This is a genomic window from Streptomyces sp. NPDC104371, assembly GCF_055583785.1.
This window is the reverse complement of sequence record NZ_JBVJNF010000008.1, coordinates 101,801-115,879: the sequence shown is the minus strand read 5'-3', so window position 1 is coordinate 115,879 and position 14,079 is coordinate 101,801. Positions and strand designations below refer to the sequence as shown.

The window sequence follows — 14,079 nt, the reverse complement described above, 5'->3', positions numbered from 1 at the left end:
AGATGAGCATCTGGGCCAACGTCGCCGCAGCGCCGACCCTGCCCTTGGACACCGTCGACGCGGTCGTCGTCGGGGGCGGACCGGCCGGTTGGACGGCGGCCGTCTATCTGGCACGGGCGTGCGCCGACACCGTCGTGCTCGCGGGCACGGCGCCCGGCGGGCACCTCATGGACACCGGCACCGTGGAGAACTTCCCCGGCTTCCCCGACGGAATCGACGGCCCCGAGCTGATGGCGCGGATGCGCGAACAGGCCGAGCGGGCCGGTGCGAAGGTCCTCACCCTCGACGCCCACGAGATCCGGTACGCCGTCGGCGGTTCGGCCCCGGACAAGGCCATGCACGAGGCCGTGCACGAGGTCGTCACCGCCGACGGCACCGTACGCACCCGCGCGATCATCCTGGCCACCGGATCGGCGCCGCGCCGCCTAGGCCTGCCCGGCGAGGCCGAGTTGGGCGGCGGGCTCGGCGTCGCCTACTGCGCCGTGTGCGAGGCGCCGCTGTTCAAGGGCCGGGACGTCGCAGTCGTCGGCGGAGGCGACAGCGCGATGGAGGAGGCGCTCGCCCTCGCCCCGCACGCCCGGCGGGTGCGTCTGCTCCACCGCGGCGACTCGTTCCGGGCAACTCCCGTGCTGCTCAAGCGCGTTCGGGAACTGCGCAATGTCGAGATCCGCACCGGTCGTGTCGTACGCGCGTTACGGCGGGACGACGGCGGCCGACTGGCCGGTCTGAGCGTCGAGCACACCGCGACCGGAGAGACCGAACACCTCGCGGTCCAGGGCCTGTTCGTCGCGATCGGGCACGACCCGCGGACCCGACTCGCCGACGGCTCCCTGTCGTTGACCGCCACCGGCCACCTGCACACCACCGGCCCCGGCGGGGCCACCGAACTGCCCGGGGTCTTCGTCGCCGGTGACGTCGCCGACGACCGGTTCCGGCAGGCCGTCACCGCGGCGGGCGCGGGGTGTGCCGCCGCCCTGGAGACCACGCGTCACCTGCGTCATCTGGAGGACGTCCATGCATGAACAGCCGACGCATGAAAGGCCGACACCCGGACAACCACCGTACGACCGGCCGACCGGCCCGCTGAGCGGCGTACGCGTCGTCGACCTGTCGCGGGTGGTGATGGGGCCGTTCGCGACCCAGATCCTCGCCGACCAGGGCGCCGACGTCGTGATGATCGAGGCGGCGGGCGGCGACACCAACCGGGTCATGGGCCCGGGACCGGTGCCACAGTTCTCCGGTGTCGCGCTCAACATGCTGCGCAACAAGCGCTCCGTCTCCCTCGATCTCAAGGATCCCGAGCAGGCGGCGGTCGTCCGCGAGCTGATCGCCGAGGCCGATGTCGTGGTCGCCACCATGCTGCCCGGCACGCTGCGCCGACTCGGCCTCGACCACGAGTCGGTCCGCGCGCTCAACCCCGAGATCATCTACTGCCAGGCGCAGGGGTGGCCGCTCGGCTCCCCGGCCGAGGACTTCCCGGCGTACGACGACATCATCCAGGCGGCCGTCGGGGTCGGCGACATGATGGACCGCGTCACGGGCGAGCCGGTGCTGCTGCCGACGATCTTCGCGGACAAGGTGAGCGGCCTCGCACTCGCGCAAGCGGTGACCGCCGCCCTCTTCCACAAGTCCCGTACCGGACAAGGGCAGCACGTCGAGGTGCCGATGGTGCAGGCGATGACCGCGTTCATGCTGGCCGAGCACGGCTCGGGCGCGATCCCCGAACCGCCGACCCCGCAGGGCGACTTGCCGACCACCGGCTACCCGAGGGTGATGACCCCCGAGCGCCGCCCGCAGCGCACCGCCGACGGCTGGATCCAGATCCTGCCGTACCACCCGAGCCACTTCCTCGCGATCTTCAAGGACGCCGGGGAGACCCACCTGCTGGAGGACCCCCGCTTCGCCGACCTCGCCTCGGCGATCAAGCACGCGCCCGACCTGTACCCGATCATGCGGGAGGTCGTGCGGCGGCGTACGACGCGGGAGTGGCTGGACTTCTGCCACGGCGCCGGTATCCCGGCCGTGCGGATGGCGACCCTTCAAGACCTCGTCGACGCACTGCCGTTGGCCGAGCACCCGACCGCCGGTATGTACCGCACACTCCCCCCGACGGCGAACTTCTCGCGCACGCCCGCGACCGTACGCCTCCCCGCACCCGCCATCGGGGAGCACACCGGGGAGGCACTGACCGACGGCTCGGTGTGGAGCAAGGGCCCGGTATGGAGCAACGGCCCGGTCCGCGACGACGGAAGGACGTCGGCATGAGCCGTGTGCGACTGACCGCGACCGAACTCACCGCCTCCGAGCGGGAGTTGCGGCATGAAGTACGGGAGTGGCTGAACGAACGGCTGCCCGAGGGCAGTTACCCGGTCGGGCTCGGTATGGCCGGGGCGTTCGACCCACGGTTCTCACGGGACCTGGGTGCGCGCGGCTGGCTCGGTATGGCCCTGCCGAAGGAGTACGGCGGCGGCGGTCGTACGGCGGTCGAGCGGCTCGTGGTCGTCGAGGAGCTGCTGGCCCGTGGGGCGCCGGTCGGGTTCCACTGGGTGGCCGACCGCCAGTCCGGGCCGAGCATCGCCCTGCACGGCACCGAGGAGCAGAAGCGCGAATTCCTGCCGCGTATCGCCGCCGGAGAGCTCTCCTTCGCGATCGGCATGTCCGAGCCGGACTCCGGCTCCGACCTGGCCTCGATCAAGTCCAAGGCCGAACGCGTGGACGGCGGTTGGGTCATCAACGGCAGCAAGATCTGGACCTCGGGCGCCCATCTGGCCGACTACGTCCTGGGGTTGTTCCGGACCGGCGACGACAAGCACGGCGGTCTGACACAGTTCATCATCGAGCGGCCGACCGAGGGCCTGACGATCTCGCCGATCCCGTTCATCGACGGCGAGCCGCACTTCTGCCTGCTGACCTTCGAGGACGTGTTCGTCCCCGACACCCGGCGACTCGGCGAGGTCGGCTGGGGGTGGATGCAGAACCAGGAGGAGCTGGTCCTCGAACGCGGCGGTGTCGACCGGTGGATGTCGGCGATGCCCGTGCTCGAACGGTGGGTCCGACGCGAACTCGACTCGGACTCCACCCGGCTCAAGGACGACCTCGCGGGCATCGCCACCCGCTGCTGGGCCTTCCACGGCATGTCACTCGCGGTCGCCCGGATGGTGGACTCCGGTGAACTCCCCAAGACCGAGGCGGCGTTGGTCAAGGACATGGCCACCCGGTTCGAGCAGGAGTGCGTGGAGATCGTCGTACGGCATCTCGGGCGCATGCCCGACCCGACGTCCGAGGACCCCTTCGAGGTACTCCTCGCCACCGCGGTCCTGCACAAGCCGTCGTGGACCATCCGCGGCGGCACGACCGAGATCCTGCACAACCTCATCGCGAAGGAGCTGGGTCGATGAGCGACACCGCGAACCACACCGTGAACCACACCGCCGACACCGTCGCCGACCACGCCGCAGACAGCGCGAACGACGTCGAGGAGCTGGTGAACCGGCTCTTCGCGGACAAGGTCGGCCACAACTCGGTACTGGAGGCCGAGAGTTCGCCGTTGCCGCGCGATCTGTGGGACACCGTCGCGGGCCTCGGCCTGCCCGGGATCGGCATCGACGAGGCCGCGGGCGGGTCGGGCGGATCGCTCGCCGACGTCGTCACCCTGCTCACCGCCGCCGGGCGGCACGCCGTACCGCTGCCGTTGCTGGAGCACCACTTGGCGCTCTGGCTGGTCACGGTCTCGGGCGGGCAGGTCGAGGGGAGCGCCCCGTGGACGGTCGCGCCGCCGCCCGTGTCGCTGACCGTCGAGGGAACGACCGTCACCGGCACCTTGCGCGACGTGGCCTGGGGCGGTGCGGCGGAACGCGTCGTCGCACTGGCCGGGACCGGCCCGGAGGCGAAGGTACTGGTCCTCGATCCGGCCGACGCCGAAGTCACAGCCGGGCGCGATCTGGCGGGCCAGCCCCGCGACGTACTGACCTTCGACGGCGCCACCGCCGAGGTGCTGCCGAGCACGGTCGCGACGGATCAACTCGCCCAGCGCAGTGCGGTGTTGCGGGCCGCAATGATGGCCGGTGCGATGTCCGCCGTTCATGAACTGACGCAGCGTTACACCGCTGAGCGTGAGCAGTTCGGCCGACCGATCGGGACGTTCCAGTCGGTCAGGACGCATCTGGTCTTCCTCGCCCAGACGGCGGTGATGACACAGGTGAGCGTCGACCGTGCGGCGGCGGCCCTCGCGTCCGGACGCGACGCGTCCTTCGCCGCGTACGCCGCCAAGCTGCTGGCCGACCAGAACGCCGCCGTCAGCGTCAAGTCGGGCCACCAGGCACACGGCGCGATCGGCATGACCCGCGAGTACGCCTTGCAGGACTACACCTGTCGGCTCAACGCCTGGCGTGGCGACTGGGGTACCGAGCAGGCACTGGCCGACCGGATCGGCGCCGCGGTCATCGGCGCACGGGGCATCGCCACGATCGCCACGGACGAAGGGGTGCTGTCCGTATGCGTGAAGTGACCGCGAACGAGGCGTCCATGAGCAAGGTGACCCTGGAACTCGACGGCCATGTCGCCGTCGTGGAGATGCACGCTCCGCCCGCGAACTTCTTCGACCGCGAGATCCTCGCGGCGATCGCCGACGCCGGGGAACGCGCGACCGCCGAAGGCGCGCGGGCGATCGTCCTGTGCTCGGAGGGGCGGCACTTCTGTGCCGGCGCGCGACTGGCCGACGTCACCGGCACTCTCGATGCTCGCGCCTCTGCGGCGGCGGTCTACGAACAGGCCGTCCGTATCTTCCGGTTGGAGATCCCGGTGGTCGCGGCGGTGCAGGGCGCGGCCGTCGGCGGTGGGCTAGGGCTCGCCTGCGCCGCCGACTTCCGTGTCGCCGGGCCGAAGTCCCGCTTCGAGGCCAACTTCTCCCGGCTCGGCTTCCATTGCGGCTTCGCGCTCAGTCTGACCCTGCCGAGGATCGTCGGAGAGACCCGCGCCGAGCTGATGCTGTACACCGGCCGTTCGCTGAGCGGCGGGGAGGCCTACGCCGCCGGGCTGGCCGACCGGTTCGCGGAACTCGGCGAGGAGCGGGCCGTCGCCGTCGGACTCGCCCGCGAACTCGCGGGCGCCGCGCCGCTGGCGGTGCGCTCGATGCGCGCCACGATGCGCGCCGGACTGCTCGCACGACTGGAGGCGGCCCTCGAACACGAACTGCACGAGCAGGAGTGGCTCTGGCGCACCGAGGACGCCGCCACGGGGATCACGGCGTCCTTGGAGCGCCGCGACCCCGTGTTCCACGGACGCTGAGCTTCAGCGCACACCCTCAGGAGGACCAGATGATCCAGCGTGTGGTGATCAGCGGGCTCGCCGACGGCATGGGCCGCCGGACCGCTCTGTTGCTCGCCGATCAGGGCATGTCGATCGCGGGCTTCGACGTCGACGAGGCCGGGCTCGCGTCACTGCGGGCGGAACTCGACGCGAAGGGCACCGACCACCATCTGGTGCCTCTCGACATCCGGGACCGCGCGGGCGTACGGGCGTTCCGCGACGAGGTCCTGGAGAAGTGGGGGTACGTCGACACGGTCGTGTCCAACGTCGGCGTACCGTTCTTCGGGCCGTTCGAGGAGGTGGATCTCGACGCGGCCCTGCGCGCCTTCGAGATCAATGTGATCGGTGCCGCGGCCCTGTTCCAGTCCTTCCTGCCGGGTATGCGCGAACGCCGCCGGGGCAAGCTGGTCGCGGTCGCCTCACTGGTCGGGCGGATCCCTTTCCCGTTCGAGTCGATCTACTCCTCGACCAAGTTCGCCGTCGAGGGCATGGTGCAGTCGCTCAAGTTCGAGGTGGAGCCGTACGGCATCCGGGTCGCCCTCATCGAACCGGCCCAGGTGGCGACCGGCTTCGCGCAGAAGGCCCTCAAACTGCCAAAGAAGACGTCCCCTTACTACGAGCGCGCGATGCGCTTCGTCGAACGCGACAAGGAACTGGTCCAGAAGGCGCCCACCCCCGAGCAGGCGGCCACGAGGATCGCCGCCGTCGTCCTCGCGGACAAGCCGAAGCTCTTCAACCAGGTCGACACCATGAGTTCGCTCTTCTTCTTCCTCAACCAGCACTTGCCGACCAGGGTCCGCGACGCGATCCTGCTCAACCACATGGGGATCAGGGACCGTTGAGCCGCTGCCGGTACGCGCTTCGGAGCGGGTGACGCGAGGAGAGCGGTCTTCTTGCCGCTCTCGAGCTACAGCGTCAGGCGATACCGCCGTTGCTGTGCAGGACCTGGCCGTTCACCCAGCGTGCCGGTCCGGCGAGGAAGGCCGCGAGCTCGGCCATGTCCTCGGGGCTGCCCAGGCGTTCGAGCGGCGCGGCCTTGGTGAGACCATCGATGACCGACTGGTCCTTGCCCTCGAAGAGCAGCGGGGTACCCGTGGGACCGGGGGCGATCGCGTTGACGGTGATGTCCTTGCCGCGCAGCTCGCGGGCGAGTACCAGAGTGATCGCCTCCACAGCCGCCTTGCTCGTCACGTAGGCACCGTAGGCGGGGGTCTGTGTGCGGGTCATCGACGAGGAGAAGTTGATGATGGCGCCGCCTGCGCGCAACTGCCGGGCCGCCTGTCGGTCGACGACGAACGTGCCGCGGATGTTGGTGCGGTGGATCCGGTCGAGGTCGTTCAGGTCGAGGTTCGCGATCGGGCCGGGCCGCATGATGCCGGCGGTGTGTACCAGGACGTCGATGCCGTCGAATGCCAGATCGACTTCTTCGAAGGCCGCGGCCATCGCGTCCTCGTCGGCGACGTCACCGCCGACAGCGATCGCCCGGCCGCCGCATGACACGATCTCGTCGACCAGCCGGTTGGCCATGTCCTTGTTCTCGACATAGTGAACGCCGACGGAGAACTTGTCCTTCGCCAGTCGTCTGACGACAGCGCGGCCGATCCCACCGGAACCGCCGGTGACAAGGGCGACACGAGAGTAAGGGTTCTGGTCCATGGACTGTCTCCTCCTCGATGTCTTCGATGTCTTTGATGTCTTCGAACGTCCGATACCGGCCCGCACTCGGTCACGCGTCATGCCATGGAGTCAACTGCCGCGCCACTGTCGGCTGTTGTGTGTGAGATGTCCCAGGCCTGGGACATCTCCTCGAGGGCGTCGATATCCGATCCACAGACAGCCGACCGCAGAGCGTCGAACTTCTCCTCGCTCCACTGATAGATGTCCAGCGCGAGAAGCCGGTCGATGACCTCCGGCTCGAAGCGCTTCCGCACTTCCCGTGCCGGGCTTCCGGCCACCATGGTGTAAGGCGGCACGTCACGGGTCACTACGCTCTGCGCGGCGATCACGGCGCCCTCGCCAAGGGTCACACCAGGCATGATCATGGCGCGCATGCCGATCCAGACACCGTCCTTGATGACGGTGTCACCCTTTCCCTGATACGCGGCGGCGCGAATGTCACGGAAGGGGTAGAGACTGAACCAGTCCGCACGGTGAAGGTGATTGCCCCCCATGAGGATGACCACTTCGGCCCCGATGCATACGTAGTCGCCGATATACAACTGGTCGACGGTCCAGGCCGGTTCCGGGATGTTCGCTCGGCTGAAGGCATCGCCGTGGAGGTAACGCACCACGGAATCCTCGAAGCCGTCGGACCACGCGTGGCTGTAGTAGCTACGGGTCCCTCGCACATGGATGTTGGGATTGGTCACGGCCTCATGGAGGCTCTGCGGTCTCGACCAGTGATACCCGTTGGACATAGCGGCGCTACCTCAGGGCTTCGTTGATGATCAGGCACTAGTAGGTAGGGGTACCCGATCCCCGCGGACGCCTCCCGTTCCCTTTCCCATTCCACCCTAAGGAAGCAGCCGACGGCCTCGGGACCCTTCTCCTGGCGGCGTTCGCGACTGCTCTACCGGGCGGCCCCTTCCCCGCGGGCGACTGTCGCCGCCAGGCTTGAATCAACCCTTGCCAGACTGTTCGAATATCACCCCTATGGCCCCGGTGCATACGATCTGGAACAGTTCGAAGCATGACAACTGGCAGATGGAACACCGGAGTTGACCGCTCCGGACAGCCAAGATCAGCGGGCCGGTTACGTCGCCTGGCGGCAGTCCTCATCACCCTGCTGCTGTCCTGCGCCGGGGTGGCCGCGAGCAGTGGTGTGGCGCAGGCCGCGAACCCCGACAGCCATGTCGCGGCGACCTGGAACATGCAGGCGGGTCCGGACCGGTGGACCGGCGCGTACAACCTCGCCCGTACCCATGACGTCGTGGCCCTCCAGGAAGTGCCGCAGGGGCAGCCCGCCGGGTCGTACTACCAGGGCATGGTCAACGGCATCGAGCACTATCTCTGGGTGCAGGGCGACAACGGTCCGCTGCGGCATCTGTACATCCTGCGCACCACCACCCGCGACCTCGGGATGGTCACGGCGTGGCAGCCGGACAACGTCCTCGCCATCAACGGCGTCTACCGTCCCGCCCTCGGCGTGGTGAACCGCGCCGACGGCGTCCTGTTCGCCTCCGTCCACGCGGCCTCGGGCGGCGGGAACGACGCCGGATCCCTGCTGCGCCGGATCGCCCAGGCGGCGTTCTTCCAGGGCTTCCTGGACTGGGCCGCGCTGGGTGACTTCAACCGCGCCCCGCAGGATCTGCCCGCGCTCAATCTGCCCGCGGGCTCGCGGATCTACAACGGCGGACAGGCCACGCAGCAGTCCGGCAACGAGCTCGACTACATGGTCTCCGACATCGACACCGACCGCTGGCAGGCCACCGTGCTGCCCAACTACGGCAGCGACCACTGGCCCGTACGCTTCGGATCCCTCCAGGCAGCCGCCGGGCCCGCCGAGCTGACGATCCACGCGGACAACAGCGACCGGCTTCTGGACGTGTATCAGGGCGAGAGCGCCAACGGCACGCATGTGATCCAGTACCACGACAACGGCGGCGACAACCAGCGGTGGTATCTGCGCTGGCTGGGGATCCTCGGTGACACCGGCAAGCCGATGTACCGGATCGTGAGCAAGTCGAACGGCAAGTGCGTCGACGTCGCGAACGGCCAGGGCTCGCACGCGGGTGACTACCTGAACATCTGGGCGTGCCACCCCGTCACCGGCGAGCCCGGCAGCGGCGGCCCGCGCCGCGACACCCAGAACTTCACCCTGGAACATCCCAACCCGACGTTCCCGAACCTGACGGCCCTGCGGGACAACGCGACCGGGCTGTACGCGAACATCAACCACAACGAGACCGGCGACGGCACCTGGGTCATCCAGTGGCCCTACCAGCCGGGCTCCACCTGGCCGAACCCGGCGGCCAACGAGACCTTCTATCTGCACCCCCGGGAGTAGCTGGTGCCCCGGCGCTAGGCGACCGGCGCCGGGGTGTCCCGCAGGGTGACGTTGGCGTGGCTCTCCTGGAAGCTCTGCTCCGATACGAGGGTCAGCCGGGCCGTGGACCGGAACTCCGGCAGGGTGGTGGCGCCGCAGGAGACCATGGTGGTCCTGAGCTTGGCGATGGTCAGGGCAAGCCCTTCCTCCAGGTCACCCGCGTAGGGGACGTAGCCGTCCACGCCTTCCTCGAAGACCAGCTCCTGGCCTCCCTGTCCGTAGCGCTGCCAGTTACGGGCCCGGTTCGAGCCCTCGCCCCAGTACTCCTTGACGAAGCCGTCGCGGGTGGGCAGCTTCGCTCCCGCCGCCTGGTCGAAGCGGGCGAAGTAGCGCCCCATCATGACGAAGTCGGCTCCCATCGCCAGGGCCAGCGCCACGTGGTAGTCGTGCACCAGCCCGCCGTCGGAGCAGATCGGCACGTACTCGCCGGTACGTTCGCGGAAGGCGTCCCGGGCTGCCGCGACGTCGAGCACGGCGCTGGCCTGGCCGCGGCCGATGCCCTTCTGGTCGCGGGTGATGCAGATGGAGCCGCCGCCGACCCCGACCTTAACGAAGTCGGCCCCCGCCTCGGCTAGGAAGGTGAACGCCTCCCCGTCGACCACGTTGCCACCGCCGACCGGGATCTCCGGGTAGTGCTTCTTCACCCAGGTCAGCGCCTGCGCCTGCCAGTCGCTGTAGCCGTCGGAGGAGTCGAAGCAGAGCGCGTCCGCGCCCGCCGCCAGCAGGGCCGGGACACGGTCCTGGTAGTCGTGGGTGTTGATGCCCGCGCCCACGCGCAGGTGCTTGGCGGTGTCCACGAGTCGGTTCGGGAAGCGCTTGGAGTTCTTCACCTGGCGGACCGCCGCGACCTGGTCCTGGATCGGTTGGTTGTGGTGCAGGAAGCTGAGACCGCCGTTACGCGCGAGGGCGATCGCGAGATCGGGGGTGCTGACGGCCTGCATGATCGCCGAGGTGAAGGGGGACCGCAACTCGATCGCGGACTCCTCGCCCGCGGTGTACCGCACCAGGGGCGTGCGCAGGTCGACCGTGGCAGCCGAGCAGTCGGTCCGGGTCCGGTTCGGCAAGAGCAGGAACTCGTTGAACGTCCGTGAGACCTCGGCGATGATCTGTGCCACTCGTTCCTCCTGACCCGTCGGCCGGGGCCGACTGCCCCGCCGTGAGGATCGCCCCCCGTGTTCCAGAGGCCGGGCAGGCAGAGATCGGCACGGCGGCCGTGGAGGTGCCACGAGCCGCGGCAGAGCCCTGACCGGCCCGTGGATCGAACGGGTGCGGTCGGTGACCCCGCACCCTATCGGCCGACCCGTCCACCGCACGAATCGTCACCACCCCCAGAGGCGCACCCCCTTCCTGCTCTGGCGTCCGGTTCTCCGGCCGGGCAGGATCGGACCCATGTCCAGCCAACGTGAGATCGTGCTGCCGCCGAGCATTCGGTTGTCGGGAGACGGGTTGCTGCTGAGGGAGTGGGCCGAGGCCGACCTGTCGGCGCTGGTCGAGCTCTACGACGATCCCGAGATCGACCGGTGGACGCCGGTGCCCTCCCCGTTCGACTCCACGGCCGCGGGTGCATACCTGGCCAAGGCTCACGAGGGGCGTGCGGAAGGCCGTACGAAGGCGCAGTTGGCGATCACCACCGACGGTGAGCGGCCGCGGGGTGAGGTGATCCTCTTCCGCTGCCGACTCGACGCGCGGGACATCGAGTTGGCTTACGGTGTCGGCAGTCGGCACCGCCGCCAGGGCCTGGCCTCACGGGCCGTCAAGCTCGCGACGGACTACGCCTATCAGCACCTGGGGGCACGGCGAGTGCTGCTCCGTATCGAAGCGCGGAACTCCCCGAGCATGGCTGTCGCACGCGCAACTGGCTTCCAGCTCACCGACGATGAGCCTGTCACGCGCGAGGCCAAGGGACGCCAGGTGACACTGCACACCTGGTGCTGTCACCACGGCGGCGCGGACTCCGTTTCACCGTAAGCGACTTGACGGTGCCCGGTAGCTGGATCGGTGGACGGGGCACGCCGTCCGTGTCCGGGCACCCGGCACCGCTGTGGGGGCTCAACGCCGCTACAGGACCGGCAAGTCCGCGTGCGATACGCGGACTTGCCGGTCCTGGGACAACTAGGTGCTAGGCGCCGATGGCGGCTTCCAGCGGGCTGAGTGCGGCGGCCCGGCGGGCGGGCAGGGCGGCCGCGGCCGCGCCGACGGCGAGGGAGAGCAGGACCGTGAGGGCGAGCGTGCCCCAGGGGAGGGAGAAGGAGTACTGCGGGATGGCCCCGTTGGCCAGTCCGCTGACCTTCCATGCCCCGAACAGCCCGCCGACCAGCCCGAGCAGGGTGCCGAAGGCGGCGACGCAGACGGCCTCCAGACGGATCATGCCGCGGATGCCGGAGCGGTCCATGCCGATGGCACGCAGGACGCCGATCTCACGGGTGCGCTCCGAGACCGACATGGCGAGGGTGTTGACCATGCCGAGCGCGGAGATCAGTACGCCGATGGCGAGCAGACCGAACACCATGGTCATCAACTCACCGGCGGTGCCGGCCTGTTCCCGGACGAGCTGATCGCGGCTCTGGACCTTCAGCAGCGGGCTGTCGCTCACGGCGGCGCGCAGGCGCTTCTCCAGGTCCTTGGAGACCGTGCCGTCGGTGGTGCGGACCAGGACGCGCTGTACGGAGCCGCGCAGGTAGCTGTGCTTCTGCACTTCGGCGCGGTAGCCGAGGACGTCCTGGGCGGTGGGGTTGTCCTGGTAGACGCCGACAACGGTGTAGGGCTCGTCGCGGTCGCCGGTTCCGGGGCCGATGCTCGCCTTGAGCTGCTCGCCGGTGGTCAGGCGGTGGTCGCGGGCGTAGCTCTGGGAGACGGCGATCCTGCCGGGCCCGAGGTCCTTGGCGGAGCCGGTGAGGAAGTGGAGCCTCATCACGTCGTCCACGGTCTTCGGATCGACCCCGGAGATCGCCTTGCCGCCGGGAGTGATGACGGATTCCGCGACGGCGGAGGCGGTCCGTACACCGGGCACGTCGGCGACCCGCCGGACGGCGGCGGGGTCGATGGCGGTGGTGGAGTCGCGGGTGCTGATGACGTAGGTGGCGCTCAGCCCGGCGGCGGCCTGGGAGTCCAGGGCCTTGCTGGAGGAGTGGTCGATGGCGGCGAGGCCGGAGACCAGCGCAGTGCTGATCATCAGCGCGGCGGCGGTGGCGGCGGTACGGCGCGGATCGCGCAGGGTGTTCTCGCGGGCGAGGTCGCCCACGACGCCGAAGCGGGCGGTGAGACGGCCGAGCAGGCGGATCACCGGTCCGGCGAGCAGCGGGGCCAGCACGATCAGTCCGATCACGAGGATGCCGCACCCGAACAACGCGGTCTGCAGGTCGGCGTCGGTGGCACTGGTCGCGTCGCTCAGCGAGAACAGCAGGCCCGCGCCGAGGACGACCAGTACCAGGCCGACCGCGCCCCGGATCCGGGAGACCACGGCGGACGGCGGCTGCTCGGCCGTGCGCATCGCCTCGACAGGAGCGACCCGCGCCGCGCGGCGCGACGGCAGCCAGGCGGCGAGCACGGTGACGCCGACGCCCACGACGAGCGAGGCGAGGATCGTGGTCGGGCCGATCACCAGCGGCCCGCTGGGCAGCAGGTCGTCGGAGGTGTCCAGCACGCTCGGCAGCACGGTGGCCACCCCCAGACCCAGCACGAACCCGAGGACGGACGCGACGAGACCGACCAGGGCCGCCTCGGCGAGGACCGAGCGGACCACCTGGCGGCGGGTGGCGCCGATCGCCTGCAGCAGCGCGATCTCGCGGCTGCGGCGTGCCACGAGCATGGTGAAGGTGTTGACGATGAGGAACGTGCCGATGAACAGCGAGACCACGGCGAAGACCAGGGGCAGTCGCTCGTAGCTGTGGGTCGTGCTCGCGATGAAGACGGACTGTTGGTGGGCCAGGGCAGTACCGGTGGTGGCCTCAGCGTGGTCCTCCGGCAGCACGGCGGTGACCCGGTCGGACAGTTCGAACTCGCCGGTGCCCGGCGTGGCGGTCAGGTCGATCCCGTTGTAGTGCTCCGGGGCGGCGAACTGCTTCTGCGCGGTGGCCTTGTCGAACACCGCCAGGGTGCCGCCCGCGTTCACCCGGCTGTCCTCGGTGGTCACCAGGCCCACCAGGCGCATCTTGAGGACCGGTCCGTCATTGGCGAGCGTGACGGTGTCCCCCAGTCGGTAGCCCCCGGCTGCCGCGGTTCCGCGGTCCAGCGCGACCTCACCGCTGTCACGGGGGGCGCGGCCCGCGGTGAGCGGGTAGCGGCTGTCCTCGCCGTCGGCACCTGGAACGTAGGCGACACCGAACTTGCCCATCATGCTGTCGGCCCGCATCGGTGTGCCGTCCTTGGCGGACAGGGTGACCGAACCGTTCGCCGCCGGGCGCACGGAGGCGACGCCGGGAACGGCGGACAGCTTGCGTACCAGGGCGTCGTCCAGGGCACCGTACTGCTCCTCGGGGGAGGTTCCCGGAATGTATTTCGGGCTCACGCGCACGGCGGTGTCCGCGTAGGTGTGGGACATGGCGGCGCGGTAGGCGGCGGTGGTGGAGTCGGCGAAGACCAGGGAGCCGGTGATGAACGCGACCCCGAGGCAGACCGCGAGCACGGTCATGATCAGACGGGCCTTGTGCGCGAGGACGTTGCGCAGGGCTGTTCGCAGCATGGTGAGCTTTCGAAAGTATGAGAAGAGGTACGGGGAGGGGGAACGG

General features: G+C 69.6%; 12 protein-coding genes. 8 read left to right on the top strand and 4 right to left on the bottom strand.

Annotation, left to right across the window (positions count from 1 at the left end):
* Nucleotides 1-2 precede the first annotated feature (2 nt).
* Genes ACZ60T_RS24365 through ACZ60T_RS24340 form a run of 6 tightly spaced genes read left to right on the top strand, consistent with a single transcriptional unit; the run spans nucleotide 3 to nucleotide 6,149 of the window.
* On the top strand, nucleotides 3-1,022 hold the full coding sequence (locus ACZ60T_RS24365) for an NAD(P)/FAD-dependent oxidoreductase (protein WP_469667801.1): 1,020 nt from the start codon (nucleotides 3-5) through the stop codon (nucleotides 1,020-1,022).
* Nucleotides 1,015-2,265, top strand: coding sequence for a CaiB/BaiF CoA transferase family protein (locus tag ACZ60T_RS24360; protein ID WP_469667800.1), 1,251 nt, complete (start codon nucleotides 1,015-1,017; stop codon nucleotides 2,263-2,265). The genes ACZ60T_RS24365 and ACZ60T_RS24360 overlap by 8 nt, the downstream gene beginning before the upstream one ends.
* Nucleotides 2,262-3,398, top strand: a complete 1,137-nt coding sequence (locus ACZ60T_RS24355) for an acyl-CoA dehydrogenase family protein (RefSeq protein WP_469667799.1) — start codon at nucleotides 2,262-2,264, stop codon at nucleotides 3,396-3,398. Before ACZ60T_RS24360 ends, ACZ60T_RS24355 begins: the two co-directional genes overlap by 4 nt.
* Complete coding sequence (locus ACZ60T_RS24350; RefSeq protein WP_469667797.1) at nucleotides 3,395-4,507, top strand: acyl-CoA dehydrogenase family protein; 1,113 nt, start codon at nucleotides 3,395-3,397, stop codon at nucleotides 4,505-4,507. The genes ACZ60T_RS24355 and ACZ60T_RS24350 overlap by 4 nt, the downstream gene beginning before the upstream one ends.
* A complete protein-coding gene (locus ACZ60T_RS24345) occupies nucleotides 4,495-5,286 on the top strand; it encodes an enoyl-CoA hydratase/isomerase family protein (RefSeq protein ID WP_469667796.1) in 792 nt (263 codons plus the stop codon). Before ACZ60T_RS24350 ends, ACZ60T_RS24345 begins: the two co-directional genes overlap by 13 nt.
* 29 nt (nucleotides 5,287-5,315) lie before the next feature.
* The gene (locus tag ACZ60T_RS24340) at nucleotides 5,316-6,149 is read left to right on the top strand and encodes an SDR family NAD(P)-dependent oxidoreductase (protein WP_469667794.1); all 834 of its coding nucleotides are present in this window, start codon (nucleotides 5,316-5,318) and stop codon (nucleotides 6,147-6,149) included.
* Between the two features lie 73 nt (nucleotides 6,150-6,222).
* Here the strand turns inward: ACZ60T_RS24340 and ACZ60T_RS24335 are convergent, their stop codons facing one another.
* On the bottom strand, nucleotides 6,223-6,963 hold the full coding sequence (locus ACZ60T_RS24335; protein WP_469667792.1) for an SDR family oxidoreductase: 741 nt from the start codon (nucleotides 6,961-6,963) through the stop codon (nucleotides 6,223-6,225).
* Between the two features lie 77 nt (nucleotides 6,964-7,040).
* A complete protein-coding gene (locus ACZ60T_RS24330) occupies nucleotides 7,041-7,676 on the bottom strand; it encodes a CatB-related O-acetyltransferase (protein WP_365625433.1) in 636 nt (211 codons plus the stop codon).
* 320 nt (nucleotides 7,677-7,996) lie between these two features.
* Here ACZ60T_RS24330 and ACZ60T_RS24325 point away from each other — a divergent pair, with 320 nt between their 5' ends.
* Entirely contained in the window at nucleotides 7,997-9,313 is a 1,317-nt protein-coding gene (locus ACZ60T_RS24325; protein WP_365625430.1) for an RICIN domain-containing protein, read from the top strand.
* A gap of 14 nt (nucleotides 9,314-9,327) precedes the next feature.
* On the opposite strand, the gene ACZ60T_RS24320 is transcribed toward ACZ60T_RS24325, so the two are convergent.
* Complete coding sequence (locus ACZ60T_RS24320; protein WP_469667790.1) at nucleotides 9,328-10,467, bottom strand: IMP dehydrogenase; 1,140 nt, start codon at nucleotides 10,465-10,467, stop codon at nucleotides 9,328-9,330.
* A gap of 274 nt (nucleotides 10,468-10,741) precedes the next feature.
* Between ACZ60T_RS24320 and ACZ60T_RS24315 the strand changes: the two genes are divergently transcribed.
* Nucleotides 10,742-11,320, top strand: coding sequence for a GNAT family N-acetyltransferase (locus ACZ60T_RS24315; protein WP_469667789.1), 579 nt, complete (start codon nucleotides 10,742-10,744; stop codon nucleotides 11,318-11,320).
* Between the two features lie 151 nt (nucleotides 11,321-11,471).
* On the opposite strand, the gene ACZ60T_RS24310 is transcribed toward ACZ60T_RS24315, so the two are convergent.
* Nucleotides 11,472-14,033 carry an ABC transporter permease gene (locus ACZ60T_RS24310; protein WP_469667788.1) on the bottom strand — a complete coding sequence of 854 codons (2,562 nt, stop codon included), beginning with the start codon at nucleotides 14,031-14,033 and terminating at the stop codon, nucleotides 11,472-11,474.
* Nucleotides 14,034-14,079 lie beyond the last annotated feature (46 nt).